An 18,010-nucleotide genomic window follows, 5' to 3' on the forward strand; every position below is an offset into this window, starting at 1 on the left:
ACCCGAACCGCGCAAGATGTAGCCTTCTTTGCCAGTGACCGGAACCTGATGGCCGAAACCATACCGCCAGCCCCCCCACCTGCCAAGCCAGCCCGCCGTAAACGCGGCTGGTTCTTGCTGTTCTTGGGGTTTTTCAATGCGCTGTGGTCCTTGCTGGTGTTGCTGATTGTTCTGGCTGTCGGAGCAGTCTACTTTTTCTATGATCGTCCTGTGGTGATGCCTGGTTGGGTTGAAACCCGGATTGAGCAGCGACTGGAAGAGGAATTCCCTGAGGTCAAAATATCGTTCGGTGAGTTGCGCCTGCTGATGGAAGAGGGCTGGCGGCCCCGTGTCCGCTTGCGCGATGTGGCCGTGCGCACGCCGGATGGGAATGAACTGGTCCGCTTTTCCGAAGCGCGTCTGCGACTGTCTATGCCTGCGCTCCGCAAAGGAAAGGTACAACCGGCCGAGGTCGCCTTGCACGGCGTTTTCATGACGTTGGTGCGTGACAAGGATGGTACTCTGGCGCTTCAGACTGTGTTAGGCACTAGACGCGGAACGGGTCGCACCCAAAATCTGGGCGCTTTGGTGGCACAGATCGACGCGGTGCTACAACAACCCGGACTGGCAGCACTTGAGAATGCCGAAATCCGCGGCATGACCCTGCAATATGTAGACCGCCGCGCCGAGCGTGCGTTTACCCTTGATGGAGGGCGGTTGATTGCGCAGCGCAAAGACGGTGCGCTGGTGGTTAATGCCGATCTGGCGCTGTTGGGCGGCGATGCAGGCGTCACAACGCTGTCGGCCAACTACACCAGTCCCATTGGCGCGCCCGAGGCGCAGTTTGGTGTACGAATTGATGATGCCTCTGCCGCCGACATTGCCACACAAAGCCCTGCCTTCGCGTGGATGGGGGCGTTGCGTGCGCCTATATCGGGCGCGGTCCGGTCCGGCGTGCGCAGTGACGGGACCTTGGCGCCACTGAACGCGACGTTGCAGATAGGGGCAGGCGTTGTGCAACCCAACGCCGGCACGCGGCCCATCCCGTTTGAGGCCGCGCGCAGCTATTTCTCTTACGATTCAGCCCTTGGTTTGCTGCATTTTGACGAGCTTTCGGTAAGCAGCAAATGGGTGACCGCGCGTGCGGAAGGCACCGCCACAATGACTGGCCTGCGCGAAGGCACGCTGGAGGCGATGGTGGGGCAGTTCAGCATGACCCAGCTAAGTGCCAACCCGATGGGTCTTTATCCCGAACCGGTAGAGCTGGAAGGGGCCGAGCTTGATTTCCGTCTGCAAACGGCGCCGTTCAAGTTGGATATCGGTCGGCTCGATTTGTTCGATCAGGGCGAAACACGTCATGCGTTCGGCACGCTCACCGCCGAGCTGGAGGGCTGGCGCGTGGCGATGGATGCACGCGCGGACGAGATTGATCCGGCGCGGATCATCGCACTCTGGCCGGAGCCGCTGAAGACCAAAACGCGCAACTGGCTGACACAGAACCTGATCTCGGCGCGTATGAAGAACGCCGATTTCGCGCTGCGCATCGACCCGGATGAGCGCCCCCGCACCTATATGGCGTTTGATTATGAGGACGCCTCGGTTCGCTTTCTGAAAGATCTGCCGCCGATCACAGGCGCGCGCGGACACGCCAGTCTGGACGGTACGCGCTTTGTGGTCTCTCTTGATGATGGTGAGATGGAGGCGGGAATTGGCGGCGCGCTGCGGATAGCGCGGTCGTCTTTCATTATCCCTGACACTACCGTCAAGGACGGTGCCCCTGCCGTGGTGCGTCTGAATGCGCGTGGGCCTGTCACTGCGGCGCTTTGGACGCTGGACCAGCCGCCGATGGGTGTGATGCAGCGCACCGGTTTGCCGGTTGAGTTGGCCACGGGAGATGTCTTCGCGACCGGGACAATATCCTTTCCGCTAAAAAAGGGTAGCGGTGCGAAGAATGTGAAGTTCGACGTCACCGGAGATTTGCTGAACCTCGCCAGCACCCGGCTGATCAAGGGGCGCACGCTCAGGTCCGATCGAATGGCCTTGATTGCCAGTAGTGATAGTGTCCGGATCGAAGGCAAGGGGACGCTGGACGGTGTCGCATTTGACGGACGCTGGCAGCAGCCAATCGGTGCAGGCTCCGCCAAAAGCGCGCTGCGCGGCACGGCACAAATAACGCCACAGGCGCTTTCTGCATTCGGTATTGCGCTGCCGTCCAACACACTGACGGGTACAGCGCGCGCCGACATCGGCATCGATTTTGAGCGTGGCCAGTCACCACGCATGAGCCTGCGCTCCGACCTGCGCGGCGCGACCCTTCAGATCCCGCAGCTTGGCTGGCGCAAGGGCAGCGGCACAACCGGTGCACTAGATATGAGCATTCGTCTGGGTGCAAATCCCGCTGTCACCGCAATGAGCCTGAGCGGCGCAGGGCTGTTGGCCAAGGGCAACATCAGCTTGGCCAAAAGCGGCGGGCTGGACGTGCTGGAGCTGGATAATCTGCGCGTAGGCAACTGGCTCAACGTGCGCGCGGCCCTTGTGGGTCAAGGCGCAGGACGCACGCCACAGGTGGTGGTGCGCGGCGGTACGCTAGACATGCGCACTGCACAATTCGGCAGCGGAAGCAGCAGTGGTGGCGGCGCGTCCGGTCCGCCCGCGCCGCCCATGCGCGTGGCGCTCGATCGGTTGCAGATCACGGATACCATGTGGCTTCAGGGTCTTGCCGGTACGTTCAAAAAAACGGGCGGCTTAGATGGTCCGTTCGAGGCGCGGGTGAATGGCGGCACGGGTGTTTACGGCCGCATCGTGCCGCAGAATGGCCGCACCGCAGTGCGCCTGAGCAGTGCGGATGCGGGCGGCGTACTGCGTTCGGCGGGCTTGCTGAAGCAGGTGGTTGGCGGCAACATGGAGCTGTCTTTGTTGCCTGTAGGCAGCGGCGGGGCGTTTGACGGACGCCTCAAGGTGACTGGCGTCTCGATCAAGGATGCGCCGGCGATGGCAGCACTGGTCAACGCGGTCTCTGTGGTGGGTCTTGTGAACGAGATGAACGGCGACGGCATTTATTTTGAAGAGGTCGAGGCAGAGTTTCGCATGACGCCTGGCCGCATCACACTCAGCCGCGGTAGCGCCGTTGGCGCGTCGCTGGGGTTGTCGGCAGACGGCGTTTTTGCCACCGACACAGGTCAAATATCCATGCAAGGGGTGATCACGCCAGTGTATCTGCTAAACGGCATCGGATCGCTACTGACGCGCAAGGGTGAAGGGTTGCTTGGCTTCAACTATACGCTCAGCGGGCAGGCTAAATCACCCAAAGTCTCGGTTAATCCGCTGTCGGTGCTGGCTCCGGGGGGCTTACGCAACATTCTGCGGGCGCCGCAAACGGAATTGCCCACTGTTGAAGGGGCGCCGCAACTGCAGAAAGACGCCGAACCAAAAAGGCCCGTTGAACGCACCTACGAAGGTCGCTAGAGGCAGCAGCATGAAACTTAGCGATTTTAACTTTGACCTCCCCGACGAACTGATCGCCGTGCGTCCGGCGACGCCGCGCTCTTCTGCGCGGCTGCTGGTGGCGCAGGGGGGCGACATACATGATGCCCAAGTCTCTGATCTGGTGAATTGGCTCCGCGCTGGTGACCGGCTGGTGCTAAATGATACCCGCGTGATCCCTGCGCGCCTGTCCGGCCTGCGCCACCGCGACAGCACCCAAGGCCCTGTTGCTGCCAAGATCGAAGCGACGTTGCTTGAGCCGCAGGCAGATGCAGGCGTGTGGTCGGCCCTTGTCAAACCGCTCAAAAAGTTGCGGATGGGCGAGGAGATTGTCTTTTCGGATGATCTGCGCGCTACTTTGGAAGAGATCACCGATGGGTTGGCCTATCTGCGGTTCAACCTGTCGGGCGATGATTTCGACGCCGCGCTGAACACAGCTGGTGCCATGCCGCTGCCGCCCTATATCGCCGCCAAACGCGTAGCTGACGCGCAGGACAACATAGACTACCAAACTGTCTGGGCCAAGAACTCAGGTGCGGTTGCCGCCCCTACGGCGTCGCTGCATTTCGATGCAGAGCTGCTTGAGGCGCTGCGCGAGATGGGTGTTGAATTCACCTACGTGACCCTGCATGTGGGCGCGGGCACGTTTCTGCCTGTCAAGACCGACGACATATCAGAGCACAAGATGCACTCGGAATGGGGGCAAGTCAGCGCCCAAGCAGCTGCCGAGATCGCCCAGACCAAAGCCGTTGGCGGGCGGGTGATTCCTGTGGGCACAACAGCACTGCGCCTGATCGAAACAGCAGGGCAGGGTGGCGCCATCAAGCCGTGGGAAGGCGACACGGATATCTTTATCACGCCGGGGTTTCAGTTCAACGTGGCTGACGCGTTGATGACGAATTTCCACCTGCCGCGTTCAACACTTATGATGCTTGTCTCTGCCCTTATGGGACAAGAGACAATCCGCACCATATATTCACATGCCATTAACGAAAACTATCGTTTCTTCTCTTACGGAGATGCGTCTCTCCTGATACCGGCTCGCAAAAGCGACGAAACCGGTCGTATTTAAACCCGACACGGCGCGCACTGGACCGATAGGGGTGTCGTGCAGATAAAGGAACCACACAGTGATACAGGTCCTCTCAAGCGCATGGGCGCTCCTTTTCGGCATGTTCCTTTTGATGCTGGGCAACGGCATGCAGGGGACGTTGCTGGGTATCCGTGGTGAGCTTGAAGGTTTTGATACGTTCAAGATGTCGATCGTCATGTCGGCCTATTTTGTTGGATTTTTGGGCGGCTCGCGCCTTGCGCCGCGTATGATCCAGCGCGTGGGCCACGTACGTGTGTTTGCGGCACTGGCATCGGCCATCTCTGCGGTGATGATCCTGTATCCAACCTTTCCCAATGTTGCGGTTTGGACCATCGGCCGTGTGCTGATCGGTTTTTGCTTCTCTGCCGTTTATGTGACGGCGGAAAGCTGGCTGAACAACGCGGCTGACAACTCTAACCGGGGACAGGCGCTGTCGCTTTACATGATTGTGCAGACGCTGGGCATCGTGGCGGCGCAGGCACTGCTGCTGACCGCTGATCCAAGCGGCTTTGTACTGTTTGTTATCCCTTCAGTATTGGTGAGCCTCGCGGTGACGCCGATCTTGCTGTCCATCAGCCCGACGCCGGCCTTTGAACGCACCAAACCGATGAGCCTAAAAGAGCTGATGGGGTTCTCACCACTAGGCTGTGTCGGCATGTTTATCCTTGGCGGCATCTTTTCCGCGCAGTTCGGCATGTCTTCGGTCTATGGTGCCGAAGCAGGCCTGAGCGTGCCGCAAATCTCAACATTTGTGGCGACGTTCTTTATCGGCGCGGTGATCCTGCAATACCCTATCGGCTGGGTGTCTGACCGGATGGATCGGCGTTATCTGATCATTGCGGTTTCGATTGTCGGCGGGGCAGGCTCGATCATGGGGATGATGTACGGAGATGTTTTCACCCTGTTGCTGGCATCCGCGTTCATTATTGGCGGTATGGCCAACCCACTTTATTCCCTGCTGATCGCGCACACCAATGACTTTCTTGAGCATGACGACATGGCCGCAGCTTCGGGCGGATTGTTGTTCATCAACGGATTGGGCGCGATTTTGGGGCCAGTGATTACAGGTTGGATAATGGGCACCTCGCTGGGCCCGGCAGGGTTCTACCTGTTTACGGCAGTTTTGTTCGCCGCGATGATCATCTACGCGTCTTACCGAGCCACGGTGCGTGCAGCACCTGCATCCGAGGACACCGGTTCTTATGTTCCAATGGCACCAACAGCCACGGCTGTGGCACTTGAAATCGCTCAGGAATACGCGATCGAAACTGAACTGGAAGACGAGGAAGCCGCGAAAAACGCTGATTAATCGGGCAGGTTTCCGTCGCCCATCGGAAACTTTACCCCTGATTGGAGAGGTGATTGCGCTAATGTAACCGTTTTGTTGCAATTCGTGTGTATGAATATTGTTTCAAATAACATTTACTGCATGTGTCATTTACCTGCGCGCAAGGAGGTATGCAGCGATGGTTGGTCCTGATGAGGTACTGGAGTTCTGGCTCGATGAAGTGGGCCCGAAAGGCTGGTACGCTGTCGACGATGCACTTGATGCAGAAATCCGCAGACGTTTCATGCCCGTATGGGAAGCCGCACGTGATGGCGGGCTGAGCCTTTGGCTCACCTATCCATCTGGCGCATTGGCTTATCTTATCGTCACTGACCAGTTTGCGCGCAACATGTTCCGTGGTGAGGCGGCTGCGTTTTCGCTTGATCCTATCGCTCTTGCGGTGGCCAAACGTGCCATCTGCAAGGAATGGGATGCAAAAATCGACGCGCCCGCGCGCCAGTTCTTCTATCTGCCGCTTATGCATTCCGAGAACCTGTGTGATCAGGATCGCTGCGTCCGCCTGCTGGTAGAGCGTATGCCAAACGCCGGCGAAGGCAGCATTGTGCACGCTCAGGCCCACCGCGAAGTCATTCGCGAATTTGGCCGCTTCCCTTATCGAAACAACGCACTGTCCCGCACCAATACCCGTAGCGAAATTGCCTATGTGGACAAGGGTGGCTATGGTCACACGCTGCGGCAGCTACAGACAAAAGAAGCGGCTTAAAGCCACAAAGAACAGGGGGCCGGATGGCCCTCTTTTCACATCATCGGCCCGGTTCGTCCGCGCAAAAGCAGCGCACGCGGCAGGGCCGGATGCGTTACGCGCATGCCAGCCATTCCCCCCTCGCCATTGCTGGATAAGATGGTATAGTTTAACGGTGAACTATATTATTCCAGCTGTATATGAGGTGCAAAATGGCCGATACATCCTTTGATCTTATCGTGATCGGCGCAGGGCCGGGTGGCTATGTTGCTGCCATTCGCGGCGCGCAACTGGGTATGAAGGTCTGTATCGTCGAGCGAGAAAACCTTGGCGGTATCTGCCTCAACTGGGGCTGTATTCCAACGAAGGCGCTGTTGCGTTCCTCCGAAGTGTTCCACCTGATGCAACGCGCCAAGGAATTCGGGCTCAAGGCTGACGGGATCGGCTATGATCTGGATGCCGTGGTCAAACGCTCGCGCAAGGTCGCCGGTCAGCTTTCAGGCGGCATCGGTCACCTGATGAAAAAGAACAAGATCACTGTGGTCATGGGGGATGCGACGCTGCCCGCCAAAGGCAAGGTTACCGTCAAAACCGAAAAGGGCACCGAGAACCTGACAGCCAAGAATATCGTGCTGGCCACTGGCGCGCGCGCGCGCGAACTGCCCGGGCTTGAGGCGGACGGCAAACTGGTCTGGACATACCGCCACGCCCTGCAACCGCCGCACATGCCGAAAAAGCTGTTGGTCATTGGCTCCGGCGCCATCGGCATTGAATTCGCCAGCTTCTACAACACGCTGGGCGCCGACACGACTGTGGTCGAAGTGATGGACCGCGTGCTGCCTGTAGAAGACGAAGAAATCTCGGCCTTCGCCAAAAAGGCATTCCAGAAACAGGGCATGAAGATCATGCAAAAGGCGATGGTCAAAAAGCTCGACCGTGCCGGGGCTACTGTCACCGCCCATATCGAAGTTGGCGGCAAGGTTGAGACGCACGAATTTGACACGGTGATCAGCGCTGTTGGTATCGTGGGTAATGTTGAAAACCTTGGCCTTGAAGAGCTTGGCGTCAAAATCGACCGCACCCATGTGGTTACGGATGAGTACTGCCGCACCGGTGTCGACGGTCTGTATGCGATTGGTGACATCGCTGGCGCGCCGTGGTTGGCTCACAAAGCCTCCCATGAAGGGGTTATGGTGGCCGAACTGATGGCGGGACTGCACGCCCATCCGGTCAAACCGGAAAGCATCGCGGGCTGTACCTATTGCTACCCGCAGGTCGCCTCTGTCGGTTATACCGAAACCAAGGCCAAAGAGCTGGGCTATGATATCAAAGTGGGCCGCTTTCCGTTCATCGGCAACGGCAAGGCCATCGCTTTGGGTGAAGAGAGTGGCATGGTCAAAACCGTTTTTGACGCCAAGACCGGAGAGCTTTTGGGTGCGCATATGATTGGTGCCGAAGTGACCGAACTGATCCAAGGCTATGTCGTTGGCCGCCAGCTTGAGACCACCGAAGAAGACCTGATGAACACTGTCTTCCCGCACCCGACCCTGTCGGAAATGATGCATGAATCCGTGCTGGACGCCTACGGTCGCGTCATCCACATGTAATGTTTTGCACCTGCGGGCAGTGCTTTGGCATTCGCCCGCAGGTCCTGTCCTTTGCACTGGACCACACCCTGATGCGCTGACATAACCGCCTTATGGTTAGTCTCAATCGCGTCGTCATGGGCCCCGCATCCCGCCGGATGATACAAGAACTCAAGCCGCACCGTTTGCAGGTGGCTGAAATCTCGGGCCATTACGGCCAACAGTTTGATTTCAAAAGCTATGAGCAATTCTGTTACCCTGAATATGACATCTGCGCCGGTCCTTATTTGGACCCTGAAACAGGTAAGCCGCGCAAGTTTGACCTGATCCTGGCCAATCAGGTATGGGAGCATCTGGACCGTCCCTACGTGGCGACCAAACACGTGCGCCAGATGCTAAAAAAAGGCGGTAAGTTCTGGGTCGCCGTGCCGTTCTATGTGCCCTTTCATGCCGCGCCGATGGACAACTCGCGCTGGTCCGCGCGCGGGCTCAAGAACTTTTTAGTCGAATGCGGCTTTGAAGAGCATTTGATTCAGTCGTTCCAGTGGGGCAATCGCCACGTGGCAAAGCGCAACCTCGAAGAGGTCTGGCCGCCGGAATATGACGAAGCGACCGATGACATCGAAAACGATCCTATGATGCCGATCTGCGCATGGGCGATGGCCGAGCGTAGCTGATGCGCGGATCTTGGCCATTGATATTGGCGCTCTGGGGCGCGGGGCTGGGCGCGGCCATGCAATATGCCAAAATCTCGGTGATTTACGACCTGCTGGGTAATATCTATCCCGACGGCGGCATTGCCCTTGGCTGGCTTGTGTCGGTTGTCGGCGGGATCGGCATCGTGCTTGGCGTAGTGGCTGCCATGCTGGTGGCGCGGGTGCGGTACCGCCGTGCGCTGTTGGGTGCCTTGTGGCTGGGCGCGGCTGTGTCGCTGGGGCAGGCGATGTTGCCACCACTGCCCGTCATGCTGGCCCTGCGGTTGGTTGAGGGGATATCCCACCTTGCCATCGTCGTTGCCGCGCCCACGCTGATTGCGCAGATCGCCACAAACGCGCAGCGCGGGCTGGCGTTGTCGCTTTGGGGAACTTTTTTTGGTGTGGCCTTTGCGTTGATGGCATGGGCGGGTCGGCCGCTTGCCATTCATGCGGGGATTCCTGCGCTGTTCGCTGTGCATGCTTTCTATATGGCCGGTTTTGCGCTGTATCTTAGCCCGCGCTTGCGGACCTTGCCACAAGAGGGGGAGATGCCCGCGTTTTCAATGGCTTCTATTTTGGCAACCCACCGCGCGATTTATAGCTCGGCGCGGATTTCCGCCCCTGGATTGGGCTGGCTGTTCTACACATTCTGCTTCGTCTCGATCCTGACGGTGCTGCCACCCTATCTGGACCCTGCTGTGCGCACTGTGATCATGGGGACCATGCCTTTGGTGAGCATCGTCGTGTCGATGACCCTTGGTGTTGTCCTGCTATGCTATATCGCGGCTGTGCAGGTGGTAATCCTTGGGTTTGGGCTGTCGATGCTTTGCATGGTCTGGCTTTGGGTGATGCCTGCCTTGCCGCTGGCGTGTCTGGCGCTCGCGGGGGCGATGGGGCTTATTCAGGGAGCGAGTTTTGCAGCTGTTCCACAGCTCAATGACACGGCCGTCGCGCAGACGCAGGCCAATGGGGCGATGGCCCAAATGGGCAACCTCGGCAACACGCTTGGTACACCAGTGATGGTGCTGGAGCTGGCCGGATGGGGCTATCTGAGCCTGCCGTTGCTGGCAGGCGTTGCCTTTGCTTGCGGCTTGATCCTGCATATATTCTTTGCTGCAATGCGCAGAAAGATGTAATGTTTACGCTTTGTTCACAGTTATCCATTGGAGAATCCCGCAACCCCACCTATATCGCATAATAACCTTGGGGGTGTCTGAATGGTCGAGTTGAAGAATATCGAAGTGCGCGGCGCGCGCGAGCACAATCTCAAAAACATCGACGTGGATATTCCGCGCGACAAGCTGGTCGTGATTACGGGGCTGTCCGGCTCGGGTAAATCCAGTCTTGCGTTTGATACTATCTACGCCGAAGGCCAGCGCCGCTATGTCGAAAGCCTAAGCGCTTATGCGCGCCAATTCCTTGATATGATGCAGAAACCTGATGTGGATCATATCTCTGGCCTCAGCCCGGCCATCTCGATTGAGCAGAAGACCACGTCGAAAAATCCCCGCTCGACCGTGGGCACAGTGACCGAGATTTACGACTACATGCGTCTGCTTTTTGCACGCGTTGGTACACCCTACAGCCCCGCCACCGGCAAACCCATTGAGGCGCAGCAGGTGCAGGATATGGTCGACCGGATCATGACGATGGAAGAGGGGACCCGCGCCTATCTGCTGGCCCCGATCATCCGTGACCGCAAGGGCGAGTACCGCAAAGAATTCCTTGAGCTGCGCAAAAGCGGCTTCCAGCGCGTGAAGGTCAACGGTGAGTTCTATGAGCTGGATGAGCCACCCACTTTGGATAAAAAATTCCGCCACGACATCGACGTGGTCGTTGACCGGATCGTGGTGCGTGAGGGGCTTGAGACGCGGTTAGCTGATAGTTTGCGAACGGCGCTGGACCTTGCCGACGGCATTGCCATTCTTGAGACTGCTCCAAGCGAGGGCGAGACCGAGCGTTTTACTTTCTCCGAGAAATTCGCCTGTCCTGTCAGCGGCTTCACCATCCCTGAGATCGAGCCCCGCCTGTTCTCGTTCAACGCGCCCTTCGGGGCGTGCCCGTCCTGTGACGGCTTGGGCAAAGAGCTGTTCTTTGACGAGCGTCTTGTGGTGCCCGACCAGACTTTGAAAATCTATGACGGCGCGCTGGCCCCATGGCGCAAGGGCAAGAGCCCTTACTTCAAGCAAACGATTGAGGCCATCGCGAAGCATTACGGCTTTAGCCAAAACGCCGAATGGAAGAATCTGGATGAGAAAATCCAAAAGGTCTTCCTCTACGGCTCTGGCAAGGAAGAAATCAAGTTCCGCTATGACGAGGGCGGGCGCGTCTATGAGGTCAGCCGCGTCTTCGAAGGCGTGATCCCCAACATGGAACGCCGCTACCGTGAGACCGACAGCAACTGGATCCGCGAAGAGTTCGAGCGCTACCAGAACAACCGTCCCTGCGGCACGTGCGAAGGCTACCGCTTGCGTCCCGAAGCACTGGCAGTGAAAATCGGCAAGCCTGGCGACCTGCTGCATGCAGGGCAAGTTGTGCAGATGTCCATCCGCGAGGCATTCGATTGGTGCAGCAGCGTTCCAGACGCCCTAAGCCCGCAGAAGAACGAGATCGCCAAAGCAATCCTGAAGGAAATTCGGGAGCGCCTGGGTTTCTTGAATAACGTTGGGTTAGAATACCTTACGCTTGCACGTTCAAGTGGTACGTTAAGTGGTGGCGAAAGCCAGCGCATCCGCTTGGCCAGCCAGATCGGCTCTGGTCTGACAGGCGTTCTTTATGTGTTGGACGAGCCTTCCATCGGTCTGCACCAGCGCGATAATGACCGCCTATTGCTGACGCTGAAGAACCTGCGTGATCAAGGCAATACCGTGATCGTGGTCGAGCATGACGAGGAAGCAATCCGCGAGGCCGACTATGTCTTTGACATCGGGCCGGGGGCAGGTGTGCATGGCGGCCAAGTGGTAAGCCACGGCACGCCCGAACAGGTTGCTGCCGATCCGAACTCGATCACTGGCCAATACCTCACCGGTGTCCGCTCTATCGAGGTGCCTGCCAAGCGGCGCAAGGGCAACAAGAAGAAGATCAAGGTGGTGAAGGCAAGCGGAAACAACCTGCACAACATCACCGTCGATTTCCCGTTGGCGAAATTTGTCTGCGTAACGGGTGTGTCGGGTGGCGGTAAATCCACGTTAACCATTGAGACCCTGTTCAAAACTGCCTCCATGAACCTTAACGGCGCGCGGCAAACACCAGCACCTTGTGAGACGATCAAAGGTTTGGAGCATCTGGATAAGGTCATCGACATTGACCAACGCCCGATTGGACGAACACCGCGTTCGAACCCGGCCACCTATACCGGCGCCTTCACCCCTATCCGCGACTGGTTTGCCGGCCTGCCCGAATCCAAGGCGCGCGGCTACAAACCCGGTCGCTTCAGCTTTAACGTCAAGGGTGGTCGCTGTGAGGCGTGTCAGGGCGACGGGGTGATCAAGATCGAAATGCACTTCCTGCCAGACGTCTACGTCGAGTGTGAGACCTGCAAAGGCAAACGCTATAACCGCGAGACGTTGGAGGTGAAGTTCAAAGGCAAGAGCATCGCCGACGTGTTGGATATGACTGTTGAGGATGCGCAAAGCTTCTTCACCGCTGTGCCATCCATCCGCGAAAAGATGGATGCACTGATGCGCGTCGGGCTTGGCTATATCAAGGTCGGCCAGCAGGCGACGACCTTGTCAGGCGGCGAGGCGCAGCGCGTTAAGCTGTCTAAAGAACTGAGCAAGCGGTCAACAGGACGCACGCTGTATATTCTGGACGAGCCAACAACAGGCCTGCACTTTGAAGACGTGCGCAAGTTGTTGGAGGTGCTGCATGAACTGGTCGATCAGGGGAACTCGGTCATTGTGATTGAGCACAACTTGGACGTCGTAAAAACCGCCGACCACATCATTGATATTGGTCCCGAAGGCGGTGACGGCGGCGGTATGGTTGTCGCCACTGGCACACCTGAAGAGGTGGCAGAAGTCGCGGAAAGCTATACCGGTAAGTACCTCAAGCCGATGCTGCAGAATAAAACAAAAGTGGCCGCTGAATAGCGGCCACTGGTTCCAACTGGATTGCTGCAGCTTTTAGCCGAGGTTCGAGATGATCGCAGCCGCGCCCAATACGCCAAGCACTTTGTCCAGATCGATATCATCACGGTCACGACCATGGCGGCTGTGATCATAACCATGCTGCCGCTCGCGGCGGGCTTCGCGGTTTTCGTTGCGCTCGTGGGCTCTGTGATCAGCGCGATGTTTGTTTTTATGTTTTTTATATTTGTGGTGCCGCTCGGACACCTGAACGATTTCCGCAGCGCCCGCACCGCTTTGGATAAACTGCGCCTTATAGGCGGGGGGCAGCAAGCGGCGACGCAGCAAAAGCAGCCGTAGCGGAACCGAAGGCGATGCTTGCGGCCGTAATGATTTGAACGATACGCATTGTACGTTTCCTTTCCGTTGTTGGATCGTAAACGGCCTCACAGCATAATGGTTCCGGTCATAAAGGGGAGTGCACACAAGCGTGACCGGTGTGTGACCCGCGATGATATCTGGCGTTCATGTAGTCAGCTACCTCAGGTCGCGCTCAAGCACAGGTCCAGAAGGCGGCTAAACTGCACCGCGTCCAGCGTATCAAACCGACTCGATAGATCTTCGATTTCGTCCGCTTTTGCGCGCCCCAGCACGGGGTCGGAAAAGCGGTGGAACTTATCTGAAATCTCGGCGTCGCTCAGCGGTTGGTCGGTATCGCCACGCGGGCTTCGAGGTTCTGAGGTGAATTCGCGGCCATCGGTGGTCCGCAGCGTCACCTCGGCCCAACGTTTTCCGACCGAGATTTTGGTATAGTGGTCATCGTCGATCAGGTTCGTCGCGGTGCTGACCCTCAGGATGTCAGGATCGTTCAACGTGTCCGGAGATAGCTCGTCCACGCCGATCTGCCCGCGCACAATCATGCAAGCGACGGGAAAGGCGATGGAATAGCTGAACTCATCCAATGTTTTGGGGCGATGGCCTGCCAGCCGCGTCGCATTATGGAAGGTGCGGATATCAACACCTACAATGTCGGTGTGGGTCAGACCATGGGCGACCATTAACTCGGCGGCCGCATCAATTGACGGGTGCGCCCAGCGGCAGCACGGGTACGGCTTGTAACTGGTGTCTTCAACCGTGCGCCAGCCGGTGCCCAAGTCTTCCCAGAACTCCGTTGCTTCTTCACAGGTAAGCGCAGGCGCGCCGGTGAACCCTTCGCGCGCCAGATAGGCCGCCGTGAGGCCCGATGGCGCGCCCCAGCCAACGCCATCACGCAGCATGCTAGGGTGGTCAATGCAGCGCATCATCTGGCTACGGGGGCCGTGGAACTCTCCAATACCCGCAGCGTGGCGGATTTGAGTTTCCGACAGCCCCAAGGCTCGTGCGATCGCCGTCGCCACGCCAGTAGACGTCCAAGAACCTGAAGTGTGGTAATCGGGGCAGGTGGCGTGCTGCGCCAGTCCGGCGCGGTAGCTCACTTCATAGGCGATAGCGAGCCAGACCGCGAATTCGGCGCCGGTAACGGAGCGATCCAGCGTATCGGAAACCGCCAGCAGCGCGGGGAACACGGCTGATCCTGCGTGCCCTTTGCAGGGCGATGTGGTGTCATGGGCGTCAATTGCATCCACGGTGAAGGCGCCCGCCATCGCAGCGCCGACTGGGCTGACTGATCCACCGTGTAAAAGGATGCGTGCTGCCCCTGCGCTGCCCGCCCCGAACAGCGCTAACGCCCCGCGCCGGGCAATATCAGCCATCTCGGTGGTCGAAGCGACAGCTGCGGTCCCCATCGTATCAGTGAAGGATCGGCGCAACGTCCACAAAAGCGCTTCAGGCAAGTCATCGTAGCGCAGCGTGGCGGCGAAGGTCTCAAACGGCAAAGGCATAGCTGGTTCCTTAGGCTGGTGTGTTTACCAGCCTAAGGCCTATCGCCTAGCAGAAATGCCAGAATGCGACATCAGCTGTCTCGTCCGCGCGCCTCGAAACGGGGCAACATGGCAGAGAAGTCCTTGCCCCTACCGCCTTCTTCCTCAACAAACTGCGCATAGAGTGTCCTTGCCAACGCACCCATAGGGGTATCGGCGTTCACCGCTTCGGCGGCCTGCTGGCTAAGGCCAAGGTCCTTGAGCATCAATTCAGCTGCAAATCCGGGGGTATAGTCATTATCCGCAGGGGTTTTGGGCCCCACGCCGGGGGCGGGGCAATAGGTGTTCATCGACCAGCTTGAGCCTGAGGAGGTGCTGACCACATCAAACATCTTTTGGCGATCAAGACCGAGCTTGTCTGCCAGCGCGAAGGCCTCACAGGTGGCAACCATTGTCGCCCCAAGGATCATGTTGTTACAGATTTTGGCTGCCTGACCCGCGCCTGCCTCACCACAATGGACGGCCTTTTGACCCATAATATCAAACATATCGGCGGCGGCGGCGAATGATTCATCGGTCCCGCCTGCCATGAAGGTGAGCGTGCCAGCAGCCGCGCCGCCAATGCCACCCGAAACCGGCGCATCAACAAAGCCGATGCCTGCGCCTGCTGCCTGCGTGCCGACGTCCCGTGCGCTATCCACATCAACGGTCGAACAATCAATCAGCGTGGCGCCTTTCTTCATTGCGGGCAGAACGGTAGCCGCAACAGCACGCAGAATCGCGCCGTTGGGCAGCATCGTGATGACAAAATCTGCGCCATCACAGGCGGCTTCGGCGGTTTGGGCCGCCGCGACACCGGCTGCCGTGGTGCCTGCGGTGTCAAAGCCCGTCACGCTATGGCCAGCTGCGGCCAGATTGGCGGCCATCGGCGCCCCCATGTTTCCAAGGCCGATAAATCCAATTTTATAGCTGCTCATGTCAGTCTCCCGTGTGAAGGTAAGTGCATTTTTCCCCAAGGGGGCCAACATCTTGGAAACAGCAACCGCAGGCACATCACCTTGTGCATATTGCCATTTCGGCTGGCGGTCCTTGTCAATGATCGCGGCGCGGATTCCCTCAAGGAAATCACCGTGTTCCATCGCGCGGGCGGTAAAGCGGTACTCAAGGTCCAGCGCTTTTTCCATCGTCAGCGAAGGGCCACGCAAGCGGTGGATGATCTCAACGGCGCAAGCCATCGAGAGGGGGGCATTCCACCCCATCATCTTGAGCGCGGAGGCTGCGAATTCACCGCCATCGGTGTCTAGCGTGCGTTGGATATCCCCCAGCGCCTCACCAGCGAACAGGGCATTGATCTGCTCTTGCTGACCGCGAAGGGCACCCTCGGGCGGCGTGGTGGCATAAGTTGCGATACAGCTTGGGTCACCTGATTTTTCCAGCTCTGCGGATAATTCAGGCCACTTAAGCTGTGGTATGTAAGCGTCTGAAAAACCTGCAAATATCGCATCATCTGCATTCATACGTGTTGCTGTAATACCCAAGTATTCGCCCAGCCGACCAGGCGCGAGGGCAAGCATCAAAGAGCCGCCAACATCTGGTACCAAACCGATGCCAACTTCTGGCATCGCAATCTGGCTGGTCTCACCGACCACCCGGTGCGACCCGTGACAGCCGATGCCAACGCCACCGCCCATGGTAAAGCCCTGAAGCAGCGACACAACCGGCTTTGGGTAGTTGAAAATCTTATTATTCAGCCGGTATTCGTCGGCCCAAAATTTCTGGCCGTACGCATAGTCGCCCCGCGTGCCGGTGTCATACAACTCGGCAATATCCCCACCTGAGCAAAAGGCGCGCTCGCCTTCGGCATCAATCAACACCAAGACGACAGCGTCATCGTCTTGCCACCGATCCAGAGCATCCTCGATCGCCAGACACATCTGATATGTCATAGCATTCAAGGCCTTAGGGCGGTTTAGAGTGATGCGACCGGCGCGTCCGGTTACGCGGATTTCAATATCGCTCATCCCCCGACTCCTCAGCGGTTTTTCAGCAAGTCACGAGAGACGATCACGCGCATAATCTCGTTCGTGCCTTCCAAAATCTGGTGAACACGCAGATCGCGCACCAGCTTTTCGATGCCGTAATCTGCCAGATAGCCATAGCCGCCGTGCAGTTGCAGGCACTGGTCAACAACTCGGCTGCCTGCCTCGGTTACGAACTTCTTGGCCATCGCGCAGAACTTGGTTGCGTCTGGCGCGCCGTTGTCCAGCTTCCACGCCGCTTGACGCAGGAATACCCGCGCGGCCTGAAGCTCGATCTCCATATCCGCGAGGCGGAATTGTAGGCCTTGGAACTGGTCGATGGGTTTGCCGAAGGCTTTGCGTTCGCCCATATAGTCCAGCGTTTTGGTCAGCGCTGTCTGTGCTGCACCAAGCGAGCAAGCCGAAATGTTCAAGCGGCCGCCATCCAGCCCCTTCATCGCATATTTGAAACCTTGACCCTCTTCGCCTACCAAATTGTCGGCGGAAATATTGCAATTATCGAATTGCACTTGGGCCGTGGGTTGGCTGCGCCAGCCCATTTTATCTTCCAAACCGCCGAAACTCAGGCCCTCTGTCCCGTCTTCGACATAGACGGTTGAAACACCTGCAGCGCCGTCATCGCCGGTGCGTACCATGCAGACATAGGCATCCGAGTATCCGCCGCCAGAAATGAACGCCTTGGTTCCGTTCAGGGTATAACCTTCGTTGGTGCGTTCAGCGCGGGTGCGCAAGGCCGCCGCGTCAGAGCCAGAGCCGGGTTCGGTCAAGCAATAGCTGAGAACTGTGTTCATCGACAGCACGTCGGGCATAATCCGGGACTTCATCTCATCGGAAGCGAAGCTGTCCAGCATCTTGGCGCACATGTTGTGGATGGATAGAAAGGCCGCCACCGAAGGGCAGGCCATCGACAGGGCTTCGAACACCAGCGTCGCGTCCAACCGCGACAACCCCGCGCCGCCACCTTCTTCAGAGACGTAAAGACCGCCAAATCCCAGCTCTGAAATCTGCGGCCAAAGTTCTTTTGGAATGCTTTCTGCCTTTTCCCAAGCCTGCGCATGAGGGGCAATGTGCTCCTGCCCAAAGGCATAGGCCATATCAAAAATGGCGTTCTGTTCTTCGCTGAGTGCAAAATCCATGTCGTTCTCCCGATGGTTTGAGACGTGGGTAAGGCCCAAATCT

At 58.1% G+C, this 18,010-nt stretch carries 12 protein-coding genes and 1 pseudogene; 9 read left to right on the plus strand and 4 right to left on the minus strand.

The window, feature by feature from the left end:
* Positions 1 to 48 precede the first annotated feature (48 nt).
* The 9 genes from V7730_RS11010 (at position 49) to V7730_RS11050 (ending at position 13,293) form a co-directional block, all read left to right on the plus strand.
* Positions 49 to 3,444: a YhdP family protein gene (locus V7730_RS11010; RefSeq protein WP_335747646.1), complete on the plus strand. Its 3,396-nt coding sequence runs from the start codon at positions 49 to 51 to the stop codon at positions 3,442 to 3,444.
* A gap of 10 nt (positions 3,445 to 3,454) precedes the next feature.
* Positions 3,455 to 4,534, plus strand: coding sequence for a tRNA preQ1(34) S-adenosylmethionine ribosyltransferase-isomerase QueA (gene queA / locus V7730_RS11015; protein WP_335747647.1), 1,080 nt, complete (start codon positions 3,455 to 3,457; stop codon positions 4,532 to 4,534).
* 58 nt (positions 4,535 to 4,592) lie between these two features.
* On the plus strand, positions 4,593 to 5,864 hold the full coding sequence (locus V7730_RS11020; RefSeq protein WP_335747648.1) for an MFS transporter: 1,272 nt from the start codon (positions 4,593 to 4,595) through the stop codon (positions 5,862 to 5,864).
* 157 nt (positions 5,865 to 6,021) lie between these two features.
* The gene (locus tag V7730_RS11025; protein WP_335747649.1) at positions 6,022 to 6,606 is read left to right on the plus strand and encodes a DUF924 family protein; all 585 of its coding nucleotides are present in this window, start codon (positions 6,022 to 6,024) and stop codon (positions 6,604 to 6,606) included.
* A gap of 191 nt (positions 6,607 to 6,797) precedes the next feature.
* Positions 6,798 to 8,192 (plus strand): dihydrolipoyl dehydrogenase, encoded by a 1,395-nt coding sequence (lpdA, locus tag V7730_RS11030; RefSeq protein WP_335747650.1) that lies wholly within the window; start codon positions 6,798 to 6,800, stop codon positions 8,190 to 8,192.
* 137 nt (positions 8,193 to 8,329) lie between these two features.
* Entirely contained in the window at positions 8,330 to 8,848 is a 519-nt protein-coding gene (locus V7730_RS11035) for a class I SAM-dependent methyltransferase (protein ID WP_335747651.1), read from the plus strand.
* Positions 8,848 to 10,002, plus strand: coding sequence for an MFS transporter (locus V7730_RS11040; RefSeq protein ID WP_335747652.1), 1,155 nt, complete (start codon positions 8,848 to 8,850; stop codon positions 10,000 to 10,002). Before V7730_RS11035 ends, V7730_RS11040 begins: the two co-directional genes overlap by 1 nt.
* A gap of 81 nt (positions 10,003 to 10,083) precedes the next feature.
* The gene (uvrA, locus tag V7730_RS11045) at positions 10,084 to 12,957 is read left to right on the plus strand and encodes an excinuclease ABC subunit UvrA (RefSeq protein ID WP_335747653.1); all 2,874 of its coding nucleotides are present in this window, start codon (positions 10,084 to 10,086) and stop codon (positions 12,955 to 12,957) included.
* 114 nt (positions 12,958 to 13,071) lie between these two features.
* Positions 13,072 to 13,293 carry a hypothetical protein gene (locus V7730_RS11050; protein WP_335747654.1) on the plus strand — a complete coding sequence of 74 codons (222 nt, stop codon included), beginning with the start codon at positions 13,072 to 13,074 and terminating at the stop codon, positions 13,291 to 13,293.
* A 182-nt stretch (positions 13,294 to 13,475) separates the two neighbouring features.
* Here the strand turns inward: V7730_RS11050 and V7730_RS11055 are convergent, their stop codons facing one another.
* The 4 genes and pseudogenes from V7730_RS11055 to V7730_RS11070 form a co-directional block, all read right to left on the minus strand.
* Positions 13,476 to 14,813 (minus strand): MmgE/PrpD family protein, encoded by a 1,338-nt coding sequence (locus tag V7730_RS11055; RefSeq protein ID WP_335747655.1) that lies wholly within the window; start codon positions 14,811 to 14,813, stop codon positions 13,476 to 13,478.
* Between the two features lie 71 nt (positions 14,814 to 14,884).
* The gene (gene mmsB / locus V7730_RS11060) at positions 14,885 to 15,769 is read right to left on the minus strand and encodes a 3-hydroxyisobutyrate dehydrogenase (protein ID WP_443070208.1); all 885 of its coding nucleotides are present in this window, start codon (positions 15,767 to 15,769) and stop codon (positions 14,885 to 14,887) included.
* 78 nt (positions 15,770 to 15,847) lie between these two features.
* A pseudogene (locus V7730_RS11065) lies at positions 15,848 to 16,813 on the minus strand (3-hydroxyisobutyryl-CoA hydrolase); the annotation flags it as partial.
* An 11-nt stretch (positions 16,814 to 16,824) separates the two neighbouring features.
* Positions 16,825 to 17,967 (minus strand): acyl-CoA dehydrogenase family protein, encoded by a 1,143-nt coding sequence (locus tag V7730_RS11070; protein ID WP_335747656.1) that lies wholly within the window; start codon positions 17,965 to 17,967, stop codon positions 16,825 to 16,827.
* Positions 17,968 to 18,010 lie beyond the last annotated feature (43 nt).

The sequence above is a fragment of the Sulfitobacter sp. genome, assembly GCF_036961165.1.
Lineage (GTDB): Bacteria > Pseudomonadota > Alphaproteobacteria > Rhodobacterales > Rhodobacteraceae > Sulfitobacter.

Coding starts and splice junctions, on each gene's coding strand:
- V7730_RS11010 (WP_335747646.1), top strand. CDS start 49: ATGGCCGAAACCATACCGCCAGCCCCCCCACCTGCCAAGCCAGCCCGC.
- queA (WP_335747647.1), top strand. CDS start 3,455: ATGAAACTTAGCGATTTTAACTTTGACCTCCCCGACGAACTGATCGCC.
- V7730_RS11025 (WP_335747649.1), top strand. CDS start 6,022: ATGGTTGGTCCTGATGAGGTACTGGAGTTCTGGCTCGATGAAGTGGGC.
- lpdA (WP_335747650.1), top strand. CDS start 6,798: ATGGCCGATACATCCTTTGATCTTATCGTGATCGGCGCAGGGCCGGGT.
- V7730_RS11035 (WP_335747651.1), top strand. CDS start 8,330: ATGATACAAGAACTCAAGCCGCACCGTTTGCAGGTGGCTGAAATCTCG.
- V7730_RS11040 (WP_335747652.1), top strand. CDS start 8,848: ATGCGCGGATCTTGGCCATTGATATTGGCGCTCTGGGGCGCGGGGCTG.
- uvrA (WP_335747653.1), top strand. CDS start 10,084: ATGGTCGAGTTGAAGAATATCGAAGTGCGCGGCGCGCGCGAGCACAAT.
- V7730_RS11050 (WP_335747654.1), top strand. CDS start 13,072: ATGGCGGCTGTGATCATAACCATGCTGCCGCTCGCGGCGGGCTTCGCG.
- V7730_RS11055 (WP_335747655.1), bottom strand. CDS start 14,813: ATGCCTTTGCCGTTTGAGACCTTCGCCGCCACGCTGCGCTACGATGAC.
- mmsB (WP_443070208.1), bottom strand. CDS start 15,769: ATGAGCAGCTATAAAATTGGATTTATCGGCCTTGGAAACATGGGGGCG.
- V7730_RS11070 (WP_335747656.1), bottom strand. CDS start 17,967: ATGGATTTTGCACTCAGCGAAGAACAGAACGCCATTTTTGATATGGCC.